The organism is Bradyrhizobium sp. ERR14 (assembly GCF_014198235.1).
In the GTDB taxonomy this organism is placed as follows: domain Bacteria; phylum Pseudomonadota; class Alphaproteobacteria; order Rhizobiales; family Xanthobacteraceae; genus Bradyrhizobium.
Map to the genome: position 1 here is coordinate 329,467 of NZ_JACIHD010000006.1, position 16,002 is coordinate 345,468.

At 65.5% G+C, this 16,002-nt stretch carries 15 protein-coding genes; 12 read left to right on the plus strand and 3 right to left on the minus strand.

Features of this window, described 5'->3' with window-relative positions; genetic code table 11:
• Window positions 1–40: 40 nt before the first annotated feature.
• Window positions 41–841, minus strand: a complete 801-nt coding sequence (locus GGD62_RS19745) for a triacylglycerol lipase (protein ID WP_183709678.1) — start codon at window positions 839–841, stop codon at window positions 41–43.
• A complete protein-coding gene (locus GGD62_RS19750; RefSeq protein ID WP_028135213.1) occupies window positions 841–1,098 on the minus strand; it encodes a DUF6489 family protein in 258 nt (85 codons plus the stop codon). Before GGD62_RS19750 ends, GGD62_RS19745 begins: the two co-directional genes overlap by 1 nt.
• Before the next feature lie 305 nt (window positions 1,099–1,403).
• On the opposite strand from GGD62_RS19750, the gene GGD62_RS19755 reads away from it, so the two are divergent.
• From GGD62_RS19755 to GGD62_RS19810, 12 genes are all read left to right on the plus strand, one after another.
• Window positions 1,404–2,999 carry an ABC transporter substrate-binding protein gene (locus GGD62_RS19755; protein ID WP_018315572.1) on the plus strand — a complete coding sequence of 532 codons (1,596 nt, stop codon included), beginning with the start codon at window positions 1,404–1,406 and terminating at the stop codon, window positions 2,997–2,999.
• 104 nt (window positions 3,000–3,103) lie between these two features.
• Window positions 3,104–4,084, plus strand: coding sequence for an ABC transporter permease (locus GGD62_RS19760; protein WP_026201522.1), 981 nt, complete (start codon window positions 3,104–3,106; stop codon window positions 4,082–4,084).
• 9 nt (window positions 4,085–4,093) lie between these two features.
• Window positions 4,094–5,065, plus strand: a complete 972-nt coding sequence (locus GGD62_RS19765) for an ABC transporter permease (RefSeq protein WP_183709680.1) — start codon at window positions 4,094–4,096, stop codon at window positions 5,063–5,065.
• A gap of 26 nt (window positions 5,066–5,091) precedes the next feature.
• Entirely contained in the window at window positions 5,092–6,078 is a 987-nt protein-coding gene (locus GGD62_RS19770; protein ID WP_026201521.1) for an ABC transporter ATP-binding protein, read from the plus strand.
• Window positions 6,075–7,064 (plus strand): ABC transporter ATP-binding protein, encoded by a 990-nt coding sequence (locus GGD62_RS19775; RefSeq protein WP_091953652.1) that lies wholly within the window; start codon window positions 6,075–6,077, stop codon window positions 7,062–7,064. Before GGD62_RS19770 ends, GGD62_RS19775 begins: the two co-directional genes overlap by 4 nt.
• 81 nt (window positions 7,065–7,145) lie before the next feature.
• Window positions 7,146–8,951: a gamma-glutamyltransferase family protein gene (locus tag GGD62_RS19780; protein ID WP_183709682.1), complete on the plus strand. Its 1,806-nt coding sequence runs from the start codon at window positions 7,146–7,148 to the stop codon at window positions 8,949–8,951.
• Window positions 8,952–8,960: 9 nt separating this feature from the next.
• Window positions 8,961–9,671: a DUF1028 domain-containing protein gene (locus GGD62_RS19785; protein ID WP_092259587.1), complete on the plus strand. Its 711-nt coding sequence runs from the start codon at window positions 8,961–8,963 to the stop codon at window positions 9,669–9,671.
• Window positions 9,668–10,657, plus strand: a complete 990-nt coding sequence (locus GGD62_RS19790) for an ABC transporter ATP-binding protein (protein ID WP_183709684.1) — start codon at window positions 9,668–9,670, stop codon at window positions 10,655–10,657. Before GGD62_RS19785 ends, GGD62_RS19790 begins: the two co-directional genes overlap by 4 nt.
• A complete protein-coding gene (locus GGD62_RS19795; RefSeq protein WP_183709686.1) occupies window positions 10,657–11,763 on the plus strand; it encodes an ABC transporter ATP-binding protein in 1,107 nt (368 codons plus the stop codon). Before GGD62_RS19790 ends, GGD62_RS19795 begins: the two co-directional genes overlap by 1 nt.
• Window positions 11,764–11,785: 22 nt before the next feature.
• Window positions 11,786–13,294 (plus strand): ABC transporter substrate-binding protein, encoded by a 1,509-nt coding sequence (locus GGD62_RS19800; RefSeq protein WP_183709688.1) that lies wholly within the window; start codon window positions 11,786–11,788, stop codon window positions 13,292–13,294.
• A 10-nt stretch (window positions 13,295–13,304) separates the two neighbouring features.
• Window positions 13,305–14,246: an ABC transporter permease gene (locus GGD62_RS19805; RefSeq protein WP_183709690.1), complete on the plus strand. Its 942-nt coding sequence runs from the start codon at window positions 13,305–13,307 to the stop codon at window positions 14,244–14,246.
• A gap of 3 nt (window positions 14,247–14,249) precedes the next feature.
• Entirely contained in the window at window positions 14,250–15,134 is an 885-nt protein-coding gene (locus tag GGD62_RS19810) for an ABC transporter permease (protein WP_183709692.1), read from the plus strand.
• A gap of 118 nt (window positions 15,135–15,252) precedes the next feature.
• Here GGD62_RS19810 and GGD62_RS19815 read toward each other — a convergent pair whose 3' ends face one another.
• The gene (locus GGD62_RS19815; protein ID WP_183709694.1) at window positions 15,253–15,999 is read right to left on the minus strand and encodes a hypothetical protein; all 747 of its coding nucleotides are present in this window, start codon (window positions 15,997–15,999) and stop codon (window positions 15,253–15,255) included.
• Window positions 16,000–16,002: the final 3 nt, after the last annotated feature.

Sequence of the window (16,002 nt, forward strand, 5' to 3'; positions counted from 1 at the left end):
TCCCGCAAGATTTGACGGGCGCCTTGGCCGGCGCTTCTCGTCAGGCCGATACTGCCTGTTCCGGCGGGGCATATGCAATGGCAAACGGCCCTGCCCGGTCAAATGGCGAGAATTCCCCTTCCGGTTGCGCCAGGCGGTCGGCCACGGCCCACAGCGCCGCAGGGTTCACCCCGAGCCCGATATGGCTCGCCAGATGCACCTCGATGTTCTCGGCACGGTCGGAGGGACGCAGCAAGCAGGTTCGCCAGTTCACGACACCGTCGGCCCGCGAATAGATCGACGTCGCCGGCACCGGAAGATCGCCGGCGATCGCCTCGCGCAATTCGGCGAAATCCTCGACCCGCTCGCCTGATAGCGCCTCGTAGAGCCGCGTGGCGTTGGTCGCCCGCACGTCATTGGCAAAAGGGCTGCCGAGCGTGACGACATAACGGACCATGTCGGGCGCCTGGAGTGCGAGATCGCGAGCATAGACGCCGCCGAGGCTCCATCCGACCAGGCTGACCTTGCGTCCGCTCGCGGCATGAATCTCGGCAAGACGGGCGCGTAAGGATTCCCGCATCCGGCCGAGCCCGCCGAGATTGCGGCCCATCCGCCAGGCCTGCGCCTCGTAGCCGAGCTCGCTGAGATAGCGCCGCATCGGCACCATCGAGAGGTCGCTGGCGAGAAAGCCCGGCAGCGCCAGCACCGGATGACCGTCACCCCTGGGCGCCCGCATCAGGACTGGCGACAGCAGCAGGCTCGCATTGAATTCGAACAGGCCGCGCGCTTCTGCAAGCAGCAAGGCGAGGCCCGGCGGACGAAGCCCGCCCGGTGCCTGTCGCCCGTCCGGCCCGGACGGCATTATTTCTTCTTGTCGCTGCTGCGCGTGCCGCCGAGGCCCGCCATCGTGACGAACATGTCCTGAAACCGCTCGGCGATCTTGGGATCGAAGGTGAACCAGCTCTGGATCAGCGATTCCGGCGAGACCTTCTCGATGTTGCTGAGCACCTGCTGCTGCAGCTTGTCCATCACCGCCGTCTGCATCGGCCCCACGTCAGGCAAACCGAAGAACTGGCGGGCCTCGAGGGGGGTGCAGTCGATTTCGATATTAACTTTCATGTCCCCTCCGGATGAGATTCGAGCGGCCTGTCGGCAGTATCGCCGCGAGTTGTGGTGCGACGCAAGCGACCTGATGCAGGCGCGACATGCCCCGTCCCGCAATCGGCCGATATAGTCAACCAAAGTCGAAAGACGCGGTCCTCCATGCCAGGCGGCACGGTCAGCATTGCTGCACAGCGGTGCAACTTGGCGCGTTCCTTGCTGGAATGGCGCTTGCACCGGTGGAGAACTCTGGGCAACATGGATCAATCAGCCCTGCCGAACAATCAAAAATCATCGGCACGGTAGAGTGGAGAGGGTCAAGAATGTCAGTCGGTCGAAGTCTGTTTGCGGCGACGCTCGCCGGTACGCTTGCGTTGACGGTCGCGCCGGCGTCGAGCCAGACGCTGCGTTATGCCAACCAGGGTGACCTGAAATCCCTTGATCCCTATACGCTGAACGAAAGCACCACCCACGCCCATCTCGGCCACGTCTATCAAGGCCTCACCGCGCGCGACAAAGACCTCAAGATCATTCCGGCGCTCGCCGAAAGCTGGGAAACCCCGGAGCCGACCCGCTGGCGCTTCCATTTGCGCAAGGGCGTGAAATTCCATAACGGCGATCCCTTCACCGCCGACGACGTCGTGTTCTCCGCCGATCGCGTCCGCAAGAAAGGGTCCAATATGCAGACCCGCCTTGCGCCCGACGTCAAGGTCGTCAAGGTCGACGACTACACCGTCGATTTCGTGCTGCCCTCGCCCAATCCCATCCTGCATAACTCGTGGGATGTCTGGTACATCATGGACAAGAAATGGGCCGAGGAGAACAACGTCGTCGACCCGACGCCGGTGGCGGCGACCACGCCGAGCTATGCCTCTCTCCACGAGAACGGCACCGGTCCGTTCACCATCGAAAGCCATCAGCCCGGCGTGAAGACGGTTTTCAAGGCCAACCCCAATTACTGGGGCAAGGTCGAAGGTAACCTGAAGGAGATCGTCTTCACCCCGATCGCTTCGGACGCAACCCGCGTCGCTGCGCTGCTCTCAGGCGAAGTCGACGTCATCGAGCCGGTGCCGATCCAGGACATCTCCCGCGTCGATTCCAGCCCGAACGCCCAGGTGCTGAAGGGGCCGGAGCTGCGCACCATCTTCATCGGCTTCGATCAGATGCGCGATGAGCTGCTCTACTCCAACATCAAGGGCAAGAACCCGTTCAAGGACGTCCGCGTCCGCGAGGCCTTCTACAAGGCGATCGACATCGAGCTGATCAAGAAGCGCGTGATGCGCGAGCTGTCGACGCCATCGGCGCTGATGATCGCTCCGGAGTTGTTCGCACTGTCCAAGGAGTTCACGCGGCCGAAATTCGACCCTGATGGAGCCAAGAAGCTCCTGACCGAAGCCGGCTATCCCGATGGCTTCGAGGTCACGATGGATTGTCCGAACGACCGTTACGTCAACGACGCCGCGATCTGCCAGGCCGTTGTCGGCATGCTGGCCCGCATCGGCGTCAAGATCAACCTGCTGGCGCAGCCGAAGGCGCAGTACTTCGCCAAGGTGTTGAAGCAGGGCGGCTACCAGACCTCATTCTACCTCCTGGGCTGGACGCCGAGCACGATGGACTCCCACAACGTGCTCTACGACATCATGGGCTGCCGCGACGATGCGAAATCCTCACGCGGCGAGGCCAATCTCGGCGGCTACTGCAACAAGGAGTTCGACGCCATCACCGACAAGGTGCTGGTCGAAACCGATACTGCCAAGCGCAACCAGCTGATCAAGCAGGCCTACGAAATCGGCAACAAGGACTGGTCCTACATCCCGCTGCACCAGCAGGCGCTGGCCTGGGGCGTGTCGAAGAAGGTCAACCTGCCGCAGCGCGCCGACAATCTGGTCATGTTCCATTGGGCGACCAAGAAGGAATAGTGCCAGTTGAACACGAGGTCCCGGCGGCGTCATGCATCCGGGACCTTTCCTTTTCCGGCTGACAAAGACGTCGACCGCACGCACACCCAAGGATAGTGGAAGGCATGCTCGCTTTCACTCTTCGCCGCGCCGTTCAGGCCATCGGCGTCATGTTCGCCGTCGGCATCATCGCCTTCTCGATGTTCCGTTTCGCAGGCGACCCCGTCAACCAGATCGTCTCGATCGACACGTCGGCGGCCGAACGCGAAGCCGTGCGCAAGTCGCTCGGCCTGGACGATCCCGTGCCGGTGCAGTTCGTGCGTTATTTCGCCGACGCCGCGCAATTCAAGTTCGGCGTCTCCTACCAGTTCCGCCAGCCGGTCTCGACCCTGTTGATGGAACGTATGCCGGCCACGCTGGAACTTGCGATCTGCGCCACCGTGTTTGCAATGGTGTTCGGCATTCTGATGGGCGTCTATTCGGCGCTGAGGCGCGACACCGTGCTCGCCAAATTATTCCAGGCGGTTTCACTGATCGGCATCTCATTGCCGACTTTCCTGATCGGCATTCTCCTGATCTATCTGTTCGCGGTGACATTGGGCTGGTTGCCCTCGTTCGGCCGCGGCGAGGTGGTCAAGCTCGGCTGGTGGAGCACGGGCCTGCTCACGTTGTCGGGATTGAAGGCATTGATCATGCCCTCGATCACGCTCGGCCTGTTCCAGATGACCCTGATCATGCGGCTGGTGCGCGCGGAGATGCTGGAAGTGCTGCGAACCGACTATATCCGTTTCGCCCGCGCCCGCGGGCTGACTACCCGCGCCATCCATTTCGGCCACGCGCTGAAGAACACGCTCATCCCCGTCATCACCGTGGCCGGCCTTCAGTTTGGCTCGGTTATTGCATTTTCGATCATCACCGAAACCGTGTTCCAATGGCCGGGCATGGGACTCCTGTTCGTGCAGGCCGTGCAAAACGTCGATATCCCGATCATGGCCGCCTACCTGCTGATGGTCTCGCTGATCTTCGTCACCATCAATCTGGTGGTCGACATTCTCTACACCGTGGTCGATCCGCGCCTGCGCGCGACCGTCGGCCGCGCTACATAAGGCCCCTGCATGTCCGACGCCGTCGCCTCCAATTCCGACAAGCAGAGCGCGCCGCCCGCGCATGCCGGTCGCAGCTGGCTCAGCCGCGCCCTCGACAGCGACATCTTCTATTCGTTCCGCCGCTCCAAGCTGACCATGGTGGCAGCGGCCATTACCGTGCTGCTTTTCCTGCTCGCGATCTTTGCATCCGCGCTCGCGGTGCAGAACCCGTTCGATCCTGCGCAGCTCCAGTTGATGAACTCGCGCATCTCGCCGCTCTGGACCGCCGACGGCCAAAGCCCGTTCCTGCTCGGCACCGACGAGCAGGGTCGCGACGTATTCTCCGCCATCCTCTACGGGATGCGCATCTCGCTCGCCGTCGGCGTGGCCGGTGTGATCTTCGCCGGCGCGCTCGGCATCGCACTCGGCCTGATCGCCGGCTATTTCGGCGGCGCGGTCGATGGCGTGATCATGCGGATCGCCGACGTGCAACTGACCTTTCCCGCCATTCTGATCGCGCTGCTGGTCAATGGCATCGCGAAATCCATCCTCGGCAACCGCCTGGATGCCACCAGCATGCTGGTGGTGCTGGTGATCTCGATCGGCCTGAGTTTCTGGGTCGGGTATGCAAGGACGGTGCGCGGCTCCGTGATGGTCGAGAAGAGCAAGGATTACGTGGCCGCCGCGCAACTGATCGGCCTGCCCGCGCCAAAGATCATGCTGCGGCACGTGCTGCCGAACACGATGGGCCCGATCCTTGTGATCGCCACCATCAACCTCGCGCTGGCCATCATCACCGAGGCGACGCTGTCCTTCCTCGGCGTCGGCCTGCCCGACACCATGCCCTCGCTGGGCACGCTGATCCGCATCGGCAACAATTATCTGTTCGCGGGCGAATGGTGGATCGTCGCATTCCCCGGCCTCGCGCTGGCCGGGCTGATCCTGTCGATCAACCTGCTCGGCGACTGGCTGCGCGATGCGCTCAACCCGAAGCTCCGATGAGCAACCTCGACAAGAGCGCCTCACTCATGACCGAGCCCATCCTCTCCGTCCGCAACCTTCAGGTGGAGTTCGCCTCCCGCCGCGGCACGCTGCGCGCCATCGACGGCGTCTCCTTCGACATCGCCAAGGGCGAAGTGCTGGGCGTGGTCGGTGAATCCGGCGCCGGTAAATCCGTCACCGGCCTCGCCGTGATCGGCCTGATCGACCCGCCGGGCCGCATCGCCGGCGGCGAGATTCATCTCGCCGGCCTGCGCATCGACAATCTGCCGCCGGAGGAGATGCGCCGCATCCGCGGCAAACGGATCGGCATGATTTTCCAGGACCCCCTCACCTCGCTCAATCCGCTCTACCGGGTCGGCGACCAGATCATCGAGACGATCCGAACCCACCTGAACCTGTCCGAGACGGCCGCCCGCCGCCGCGCCATCGACCTGCTTGCCGAGGTCGGCATTCCCGCGCCGGAAAAGCGCATCGACGGCTACCCGCACGAATTCTCCGGCGGCATGCGCCAGCGCGTCGTGATCGCGCTCGCGATCTGCGCCGAGCCCGAGCTGATCATCGCGGACGAGCCGACCACCGCGCTCGACGTCTCCGTGCAGGCGCAGATCATCTCGCTGATCAAGCGGCTTGGCCGCGACCACGGCACCGCCGTGATGCTGGTGACGCACGATATGGGCGTGATCGCGGAGACCTCCGACCGCGTCGCCGTGATGTATGCCGGCCGTGTCGCCGAGATCGGTCCGGTGCAGGACGTCGTCAGAAATCCGCTGCATCCCTATGCCAAGGGCTTGATGGGCGCGATCCCGACGCTGGCCGGCGACGACAAGCGTCTCATGCAGATTCCCGGCTCGATGCCGCGGCTGTCGGCGATCCCGCGCGGCTGCTCGTTCAACCCGCGCTGCGCGTTCGCGTTCGATCGCTGTCGTGTCGATCGACCCGAGCCGCTGCCGCGCGGTGCGCAATCGGTCGCCTGCCATCTCTATGACAGCGTGCCGGCGGAGAGCGCGGCATGAGCGCTTCCTTCGTCCAGGCCACAAATCTGCGCCGGGTGTTCGACGTCTCGAAACCCTGGCTCAACCGCGTGCTCGAAGGCGGCCATCTCGAATATCTCAAGGCCGTCGATCACGTCACCTTCGATATCAGGAAGGGCGAGACCTTTGCGCTGGTCGGCGAGTCCGGCTCGGGCAAGACCACGGTGGCGCGGATGGTCGTCGGCCTGCTGCCGCCGAGCTCCGGCGATGTCTTGATCGACGGCGTCTCGATGACCGATCCGCGGCAGGCGCCGGCGCGCCGAAAGCTGCGCCGCCGCATCCAGATGATCTTCCAGGATCCCTATGCGAGCCTGAACCCGCGCTTCCGCGTCGATGCCATCATCTCTGAGCCGATCCGCGCCTTCGACCTGATCCAGGGTGAGCGCGACATCCAGGCGCGCGTCGGCGAGCTGCTCAGCCTCGTCGGCCTGCATCCCGACGATCGGTTGAAGTTTCCGCACGAATTCTCCGGCGGCCAGCGCCAGCGCATCGCGATCGCCCGGGCGCTCGCATCGGATGCCGAGTTCATCGTCTGCGACGAGCCGACTTCGGCGCTCGACGTCTCCGTACAGGCGCAGATCCTGAACCTGATGCGCGACCTGCAGGACAAGTTCGGTCTGACCTACATGTTCATCAGCCACAACCTTGCCGTGGTCCGCCACATGGCAAGCCGCGTCGGCGTGATGTATCTCGGCCGCATCGTCGAGATCGCGGAAGGACGCGAGCTGTTCGCCCGTCCGCGTATGCCCTACACCAAGATGCTGCTGGGTGCCGTGCCCGACCTCGCCATGAGCGGCCGCCAACGCATTCCGGTGAAGGGCGAGATCCCGAACCCGATCAATCCGCCGCCCGGCTGCGCCTTCAATCCGCGCTGCCCGCTGGCGTTCGATCTCTGCCGCAAGGAGACGCCGGAACTGATTGACGGCGTCGCCTGCCACGCCGTCAACACCGCGCCGGTCCCGGCGTGACGCGCGCGTGCCATGCTGGCAGCGCATTGGCGGCGCGGCATCGCCTGTGATCAATTGCGCGCGCCGCAAATGAGGTAATCCATGGCCAGCAATGTCAATCCCGATCCCTTCACGACCCGCCCCGAGATCGAGGGCACGTTCGGGGTCGTCGCCACAACCCACTGGATCGCGACCGCCGTCGGCATGGCCATCCTGGAAAAGGGCGGCAATGCCTTCGACGCCGGCGTTGCCACCGCCTTCACGCTGCAGGTGGTCGAGCCGCATCTCAACGGCCCCGGCGGCGACGTGCCTGTCATCGTCCACGACGTGAAGCGCGGCCGCACCGAGGTGATCTGCGGCCAGGGCCCCGCCCCGGCGCGCGCCACCATCGCGCATTACAAGAGCGAAGGCCTCGACATGGTGCCCGGCACCGGCCTGCTCGCGGCCTGCGTCCCCGGCACCTTCGAATCCTGGATGATGCTGCTGCGCGACTACGGTACGATGCGCGTGCGCGACGTGCTGGAGCCCGCAATCTCCTATGCGCGCGACGGCTACCCGCTGGTGGAGCGCGCCTGCGCCACGATCCAGACCGTCGAACAATTATTCCGCAAGCATTGGCCAACGTCGGCCGCCGTCTACCTGCCGAACGGCGAGGTGCCGAAGCCCGGCACGCTCTTTACCAACAAGACGCTGGCCGCGACCTACGCACGAATTCTCAGCGAAGCCGAGAGCGGCGGCGGTGGCCGTGATGCCGAAATCGAGCGCGCGCGCAAAGCCTGGTCGCAAGGCTTCGTCGCGGAAGCCATCGACAAATTCTGCCGGACGCAAGAGGTGATGGACGTCAGCGGTTCGCCGCATCGCGGCGTGCTCTCTGCCGACGACATGGCGCGCTGGCAACCGACGATCGAAGCGCCGCTCACCTACGACTATGGCCGCTATACCGTCTGCAAGGCCGGAGTCTGGAGCCAGGGTCCGGTGACGCTGCAACAGCTCGCGCTTCTGAAGGGCTTTGCCCTCGACGGGCTCGATCCCACCGGGCCGGAGTTCATCCATCTCCAGATCGAATGCGCAAAACTTGCCTTTGCCGATCGCGAAAAATTCTACGGCGACCCCAAGTTCAGCGAGATCCCGACCGCGACGCTGCTATCGGACGCCTATAACGACGAACGCCGCAAGCTGGTTACCGAGAAGGCTTCGCTCGATCTCCGGCCCGGCGCAATCGAGGGCTTTGGCGGCGTCGTCAAGCTGCGCCGCGCTGAAGGCCAGCGCGAGGCCGTTGGCGCGCTCGGCGCCGGTGAACCAACCGTGGGGCGCTTCGGCGAGGTGCGCGGCGACACCGTGCATTTCGACATTGTCGACAAAGCCGGCAACATGGTGTCTTCGACGCCTTCAGGGGGCTGGCTGCAATCTTCGCCCATCATTCCCGAGCTGGGTTTCTGCCTCGGCAGCCGCGCGCAGATGTTCGATTTGGAGGAGAACCAACCTGGTTCGCTCGCGCCGGGCAAGCGGCCGCGCACGACGCTGTCGCCGACCATGGCACTGCGCGACGGCGAGCCGTACCTCGCCTGGGGTTCGCCCGGCGGCGACCAGCAGGACCAGTGGATCACGCAGTTCTTCCTGCGCCATGTCCATTGCAATCTCAATCTCCAGGAGGCGATCGACGCGCCGGCTTGGCACTCCGAGCATTTCCCGATCTCGTTCTGGCCGCGTACAGCCCGCCCCGGCGTGCTCGTGGTCGAGAACCGCGTGTCCAAGGCGACGATCGAGAACCTTCGTGAGCGCGGACACATCGTGGAAGTTGGCCCCGACTGGTCCGAAGGCCGCCTCACCGCGGCCTCGCGCGTGGGCGTGCGGCGGCGCGCCGCCGCGAATCCGCGCGGCATGCAAGGTTACGCCGCGGGACGCTGAAGGCAGCACATGACCTGGTCGATCATCGCGCGAGACCCTGCTACCGGCCAGCTCGGCATCGCGGTTGCCACCCGGTTCTTCGCCGTCGGCGCGCGCGTGCCCTATATCGCGGCTGGCCTCGGCGCGATCGCGACACAGGCCTTCGTCAACCCCTATTACGGCATCGACGGCCTCAAGCTGCTGCGGCAGGGCCTCAATGCGCACGACGTGCTGGCCGCGCTGCTCGCGACCGACGATGGCCGCGAGAGCCGTCAGATCCACATCATGGATGCGAGCGGCGAGATCGCCGCCCATACCGGGCGCGACTGCGTCGACTGGTGCGGGCACATCGCAGGCAGCGGGTTCTCCATCGCCGGCAACATGCTGGCTGGCGCCGACGTGCTCGACGAGACCGCGAAGACCTATATCGCCAACGACAGTCTGTCCTTCCCGCGCCGCCTGCTCGCCGCGATGCGAGCGGGCGAAGCCGCCGGCGGCGACAAGCGCGGCAAGCAGTCCGCCGCGCTCTTGATCCATGGCGAGGAGGAATGGCCGGCACTGGACATTCGCGCCGACGACCATCCTGATCCGATCAGTGAGCTCGAACGCCTCGAGCAGGTCAGCCACGAGCTCTGGGTGCATTTTCGCACATCCATGCCGACGCGGCAGAACCCGGCCGGCAATACCGATCGCAGCGTCATCGACGCCAGCATCCAAGCAGCGCGTGCAAGGCAATCATGAGCGCGAGCCCCCTCATCGAGATCAGGGACCTCCGCATCCGTTTCCACGGCGACGACGGCCGCATCACCCACGCGGTCGACAGTGTCGACCTCAGTGTCGCCAACGGCGCGACGCTCGGCCTCGTCGGCGAATCCGGTTGCGGCAAGAGCGTGACGTCGCTGGCGATCATGGGCCTGTTGCCGAAGCAAAGTGCGGAGATATCGGGCGCGATCCGCTTCGACGGCCTCGATCTCCTGCGGACGCCGGACCAGACCCTGCGCAATCTGCGCGGCAACCGGCTCGCGATGATCTTCCAGGAGCCGATGACCTCGCTCAATCCGAGCTTCACCATCGGCGACCAGATCATCGAGACCATTTTGCGCCACCGCAGCGGCTCGCGGAAAAGCGCGCGCGAGCGGGCGATCGAGCTGCTGCGCCGCGTCCACATCCCCTCGCCCGAGCGGCGGATCGACGAATATCCGCACAAGCTCTCCGGCGGCATGCGCCAGCGCGTGATGATCGCGATGGCGCTGGCCTGCGATCCGCGCCTGCTGATCGCGGACGAGCCGACGACCGCGCTCGACGTCACCTTGCAGGCGCAAATCCTGGAGCTGATGCGGGAGTTGAAAGCGGCAAGCGGCGCCGCGATCATCCTGATCACGCACGATCTCGGCGTGGTCGCCGAGGTCTGCGACGAGGTCGCGGTGATGTATGCCGGCGAGATCGTCGAGCGCGCGCCGGTGGACGACTTGTTCTCGGCGCCGCAGCATCCCTACACCGTCGGCCTGCTCGGCTCGATCCCGCGGCTCGACCATCGCGCTGAACAGCTTGCGACGATCGAAGGCATGGTGCCGAACATGGCGCAGCCGCCCGCAGGCTGCCGCTTCGCCGCGCGCTGCCCGTTCGTGCTGGACGCCTGCACCAAGGCACCGCCGCCATTGATCGAAGTCAGCCCCGGTCACCTCTCGCGCTGCATCCGCGCGCCGCTCGAACGTCTGGTGTCGTGATGGCACTGCTCGAGGTCACGGGCCTGGTCAAGCACTTCGTCGCCGAGCGCTCGCTGTTCGGCCGGGCGCTGGCGCACGTCAAGGCGGTCGATGGCGTCTCCTTCTCGCTCGAAGCCGGCAAGACGCTGGCGCTCGTCGGCGAATCCGGTTGCGGCAAATCCACCGTAAGCCGCCTGGTGCTGCGGCTGATCGAGCCGGACGCGGGTATGGTCCGGTTCGACGGCCGCGATCTCCTCTCGCTTGATCCCAATGCGCTGCGCGCCTTCCGCCGCGAAGCGCAGATCATCTTTCAGGACCCCTACGCCTCGCTCAATCCGCGCATGACCGTCGGGCAGATCCTGACCGAGCCGCTGGCGCTGCACGATCTCGTGCCGCCGGCAGAGCGGCGCGCGCGCGTCGCGGAAATCTTGCGGCTGGTCGGGCTGGAGCCGAGGCTGGCATGGCGCTATCCGCACGAATTCTCCGGCGGCCAGCGCCAGCGCATCGCCATCGCCCGCGCGCTCGCGGTCGAGCCGAAGCTGATCATCTGCGACGAGCCGGTCTCGGCGCTCGACGTCTCGATCCGCTCGCAGATCCTCAATCTGCTGCGCGAGCTACAGGACCGGCTCGGCCTTGCCTATATTTTCGTCTCGCACGACCTCGCCGTGGTCAAGCACATCGCCGACCACGTCGCGGTGATGAATCTCGGCCAGATCGTCGAGACGGCGGAGGCGGATGCGCTGTTCGCCTCACCCCGACATCCCTATAGCCGAGCGCTGCTGTCCGCGATCCCGCTGCCACAGCCGAAGGCGAAGCGCGCGACCGTCCTGCTCGAGGGCGAGATCCCGAGCGCGCTCAATCCGCCCGCCGGCTGCCGCTTCCACACCCGCTGCCCGTTCGTGATCGAGCGCTGCCGCAACGAGGCGCCTGCGCTTCTAGCTGACGGCGCTGGCCACGCCGCCGCCTGTCACCGCACGGCGGAGCTGCCGTCTGCCGACGCCATCCTGCCGGCAGCCGGCGGGTTTTCGCCGGCGCTTGGAAAATTGGTCGCGGCCTTCAGCCGAAAGACGGAAGGCGGGAGCCCTGCCGGGGTTGGTATACAAGGCGCCGCGCCCACAACGACGTAGCCGAAGCAATGGGGATTGTCCGATGAAGATGTTTCGCCTGGCCGCAACGGCCGCCGCTGTCCTGCTGTCGCTTGGAGCCGCGCAGGCCCAGACCACGCTGCGCATCGGCCTCGCCGAGGATCCTGATATCCTCGATCCCACGATGGCGCGCACCTATGTCGGCCGCATCGTGTTCTCCGCCTTCTGCGACAAGCTGTTCGACATCGACGAGAAGCTCAACATCGTGCCGCAGCTCGCCCTGTCGAGCGAGACCGCCGACGACGGCAAGGCGCTGGTCCTCAAGCTCCGCCCCGGCGTGAAATTCCACGACGGCGAGCCATTCGACGCCGAGGCCGCAAAGTTCTCGCTGGAGCGGCATCTGACGTTCCCCGGCTCGTTCCGCAAGCCCGAGCTCGCCTCGGTCGATCATATCGACATCGTCGATCCCCTCACGGTCAAGCTGGTGCTGAAGTCGCCGTTCTCGCCGCTGCTGGCCCAGCTAACCGACCGCGCCGGGATGATGGTGTCGCCGAAGGCGGCGAAAGAGGCCGGCGACAAGTTCGGCCTGCGCCCGGTCTGCGCCGGCCCTTATAAATTCGTCGAGCGCGTGCAGCAGGACCGCATCGTGTTCGAGAAATTCGCGGACTATTGGAACAAGGACAACGTCTTCATCGACAGGATCGTGTTCCAGCCGATCGTCGATGCCACGGTGCGGCTCGCCAACCTGAAATCCGGCGGCCTCGATTTGATCGAGCGCGTGCTCGCCACCGACCTGAAGGAAGTCCGCGCGGATTCACGGCTGAAGGTCGCGACCGCGATCGAGCTTGGCTATCAGGGCGTCACGCTCAACATCGGCAAGGACAAGGCCAAGGGGCCGCTCAGCCAGTCCGCCAAGGTGCGCCAGGCGCTCGACCTTGCGATCGACCGCGACGCCATCAACCAGGTCGTGTTCAACGGCGAGTTTCAGGTCGGCAATCAATGGGTCAACCCTGATCATCCCTACTATCAGAAATCCCTTCCGGTCCGTCACCGCAACGTCGAGAAGGCCAAGGCGCTGCTGAAGGAGGCCGGCGTGACACCGCCGGTCAGCGTCGATTTCCTGGTGCCGAAGGGCGCGGAGACCGAGACGCCGGCGCAGGTCATCCAGTCGATGGCGGCCGAGGCCGGGTTCGACATGAAGATCCGCCTCACCGAATTCGCGACCGGGCTGAAGCAGGCGGAGTCCGGCGATTACCAGGCCTATATGCTGGCGTGGAGCGGGCGCGTCGATCCCGACGGCAACACCTTTGTATTCCTGCACAGCGGTGCGCCGCAGAATTACGGCGCGTGGAACAACCCGCAGGCCGACAAGGCGCTGGAGGACGCGCGATCGGTCACCGATCCCACCAAGCGCAAGGCCAGCTATGAGGCCCTGGCCAAGCTGGTCCAGGACGAGGAGCCGCTGCTGTACCTCTACCACCGCCGCATCATCATCGCGCACACGACCAAGCTCGAAGGCTACAAGCAGATGCCCGACGGCCTCGTGCGCGTGATCGGGCTCAAGCTGAAGTGACGCCGCCAGAATGCTGAACTTCCTCGCCCGCCGCCTCGCGCAGATCGTGCCGACGCTGTTCTTCGTCTCGGTACTGATCTTCTCGCTGCAGCAATTGCTGCCGGGCGATCCCGCGCTGGTGATGGCGGGCGAAGAGCGCGACCCGGCCGTGATCGAACAGATCCGCCACCAGTACCGGCTCGATCAGCCGGTCCCGGTGCAGTACGCCTACTGGATCAAGGGCGTACTCTCTGGCGATTTCGGCGAGTCGCTGCGCAACAAGATGCCGGTGCGCGAGCTGATCGCTCAGAAGCTGCCGGTGACGCTGCAGCTCGGCGCGATGGCGATCGTGATCGCGTTCCTGATCGGCATTCCCGCCGGCATCGTCGCAGCCGTGAAGAAAGGCTCGGCCTGGGATTACGGTGCGAACCTGTTTGCGCTGTGGGGCATCTCGACGCCGAATTTCTGGCTCGGGATCATGCTGATCTTCCTGTTCTCGATCGAGCTTGGCTGGCTGCCGGCTTCCGGCTACGTGCCGCTCACCGAGAACTGGCGCGCGAGCTTGGCGGTCACCATCATGCCGGCTTTCGTGCTCGGCAACGCGATTGCCGCGGTCCTGATGCGGCATACCCGCAGCGCCATGCTGCAGGTGCTGGAAAGTGACTACGTCCGCACCGCCCGGGCCAAGGGACTGTTGGAGCGCTCGGTGATCCTGAAGCACGCGATGCGCAATGCGCTGACGCCCGTCATCACGCTCGGCGCGCTCGAGCTCGGCACGCTGTTATCAGGCGCCGTCCTGACCGAGCAGATCTTCTCCATTCCCGGCTTCGGCAAGCTGATCGTGGATGCCGTCTTCAACCGCGACTACGCCGTGGTGCAGGGCGTCGTGCTGGTGACGGCCACGGTCTATATCACGCTGAATCTCGTTGCCGACATCGCCTATATCCTCGTCAATCCGCGGCTGCGGGGCTAGAGCATGACCGACGCCGCGCTGCCGGGCCCTCTCACGCAAGCCGACGAGCTGGATAGCCCGGCCCGCCGCGCGCGTCGGCGGCTGTTCAAGCGCAAGGCGGCGGTGTTCGGGCTCGCCGTGCTCACGATGTTCATCGTGCTCGCCGTGCTGGCCCCGCTCATCGTGCCCTATGATCCCATCGCGACGAGCTGGAGCCTGGTGCGCAAGCCGCCCACCGCGGCGCATTGGTTCGGCACCGACGAGCTCGGCCGCGACATCTTCAGCCGGATCGTCTACGGCGCGCGCGCCTCGCTGCTTGCGGGCCTCATCTCGGTAGCGATCGCGCTCGGCATCGGCGTGCCGCTCGGCCTGCTCGCCGGCTATCGCGGCGGCTTTGTCGATGCGCTGATCAGCCGGATCACGGATGCGATGCTGGCCTGCCCGTTCCTGATCCTGGCGATCGCGCTGGCGGCGTTCCTCGGGCCGAGCCTCGGCAATGCCATGATCGCGATCGGCATCTCCGCAACGCCGATCTTCATCCGCCTGACCCGCGGCCAGGTGCTCGTCGTCAAGGCCGAGGACTATGTCGAGGCCGCGCGCGCGCTCGGCAACCCGCCATGGCGGATCGCGCTGTCGCATATCCTGCCGAACATCCTGCCCGCGCTGCTGGTGCAGGCGACGCTCTCGATCGCCGCCGCCATCATCGCCGAAGCCGCGCTGTCGTTCCTCGGCCTCGGCCAGCAGCCGCCGGCGCCGTCCTGGGGCAGCATGCTCAACGCCGCGCAACGCTTCCTGACACAGGCGCCGTGGATGGCGATCTGGCCGGGGCTTGCGATCTTCCTCGTAGTGCTGTCGCTGAACCTGCTCGGCGACGGCCTGCGCGACGCGCTCGATCCGCGGCAGCGCTAGCTATTCCTCATGGTAAGGAGCGCGCCCTTCGCGCGCGTCTCGAACCATGAAGGCCCCGCTGCAACCCGCGGCCATCCTTCGAGACGCGGCCTGACGGCCGCTCCTCAGGATGAGGACCTCAAATCACCACTTCCCGCAACACGCGGCGGCAATCCATCTCGTATTCGAGATCGACTACCGGAGGGCGGGCGAAATGCCAGGTCAGGCCGGAGCGCAGCGCGCCACGGCGGACCAGTTCGTCGGCGAGTGCGTGGTGGAAGTCGTGCACGGAGTAGGCCTGCACCGCGGTGGTGTCGCTCCAGCCGAAGCCGAAGGCCGCCATCCGGTTTTCCATCTGCGACGTCGTCGTGAAGCGCACCTTCTCCCGCAGCCCCTCCGGGCTGAGGTCGCGATAGCGCACGGTGCGCTCGACATAGGTGCCGCCGCCCTCGCGCGCCTCGGCGCCGCCTGATATCACGAAGGACGGCGCTTTCGAGCGGGTCGGACGCGTGAACGAGAACGCGTAGAACGACGGCTCTGACGGCGGATCGATCTCGGGACAGACATTGCTGCGCGCCACCGGATTGGTGGTGCCGTCGAAGATGCTCCATTCGGACAGCGTCTTCACATAGTGCAGGTTGAACGCGCGAAAGCCCTCTTCGCTGAAGGCTGCCGGTGAACGCAGCTCGCAGGCGCAGAATGCCGTCAGCGGCCGTCCTGCCTCCTGAATGAATCTTGCCGCCAGTGCAAACCCTTCCGCGAGCGACACCAGACGATCGAAGCGGACACGTTCGACCTCGTAGCCGTCGTCCGCGGCGGCCCCCGCCGAATACTGGAACACGGACGGAATGAAGCGGTAATTGCCGGCAGCGAACTCACGAACCATGGC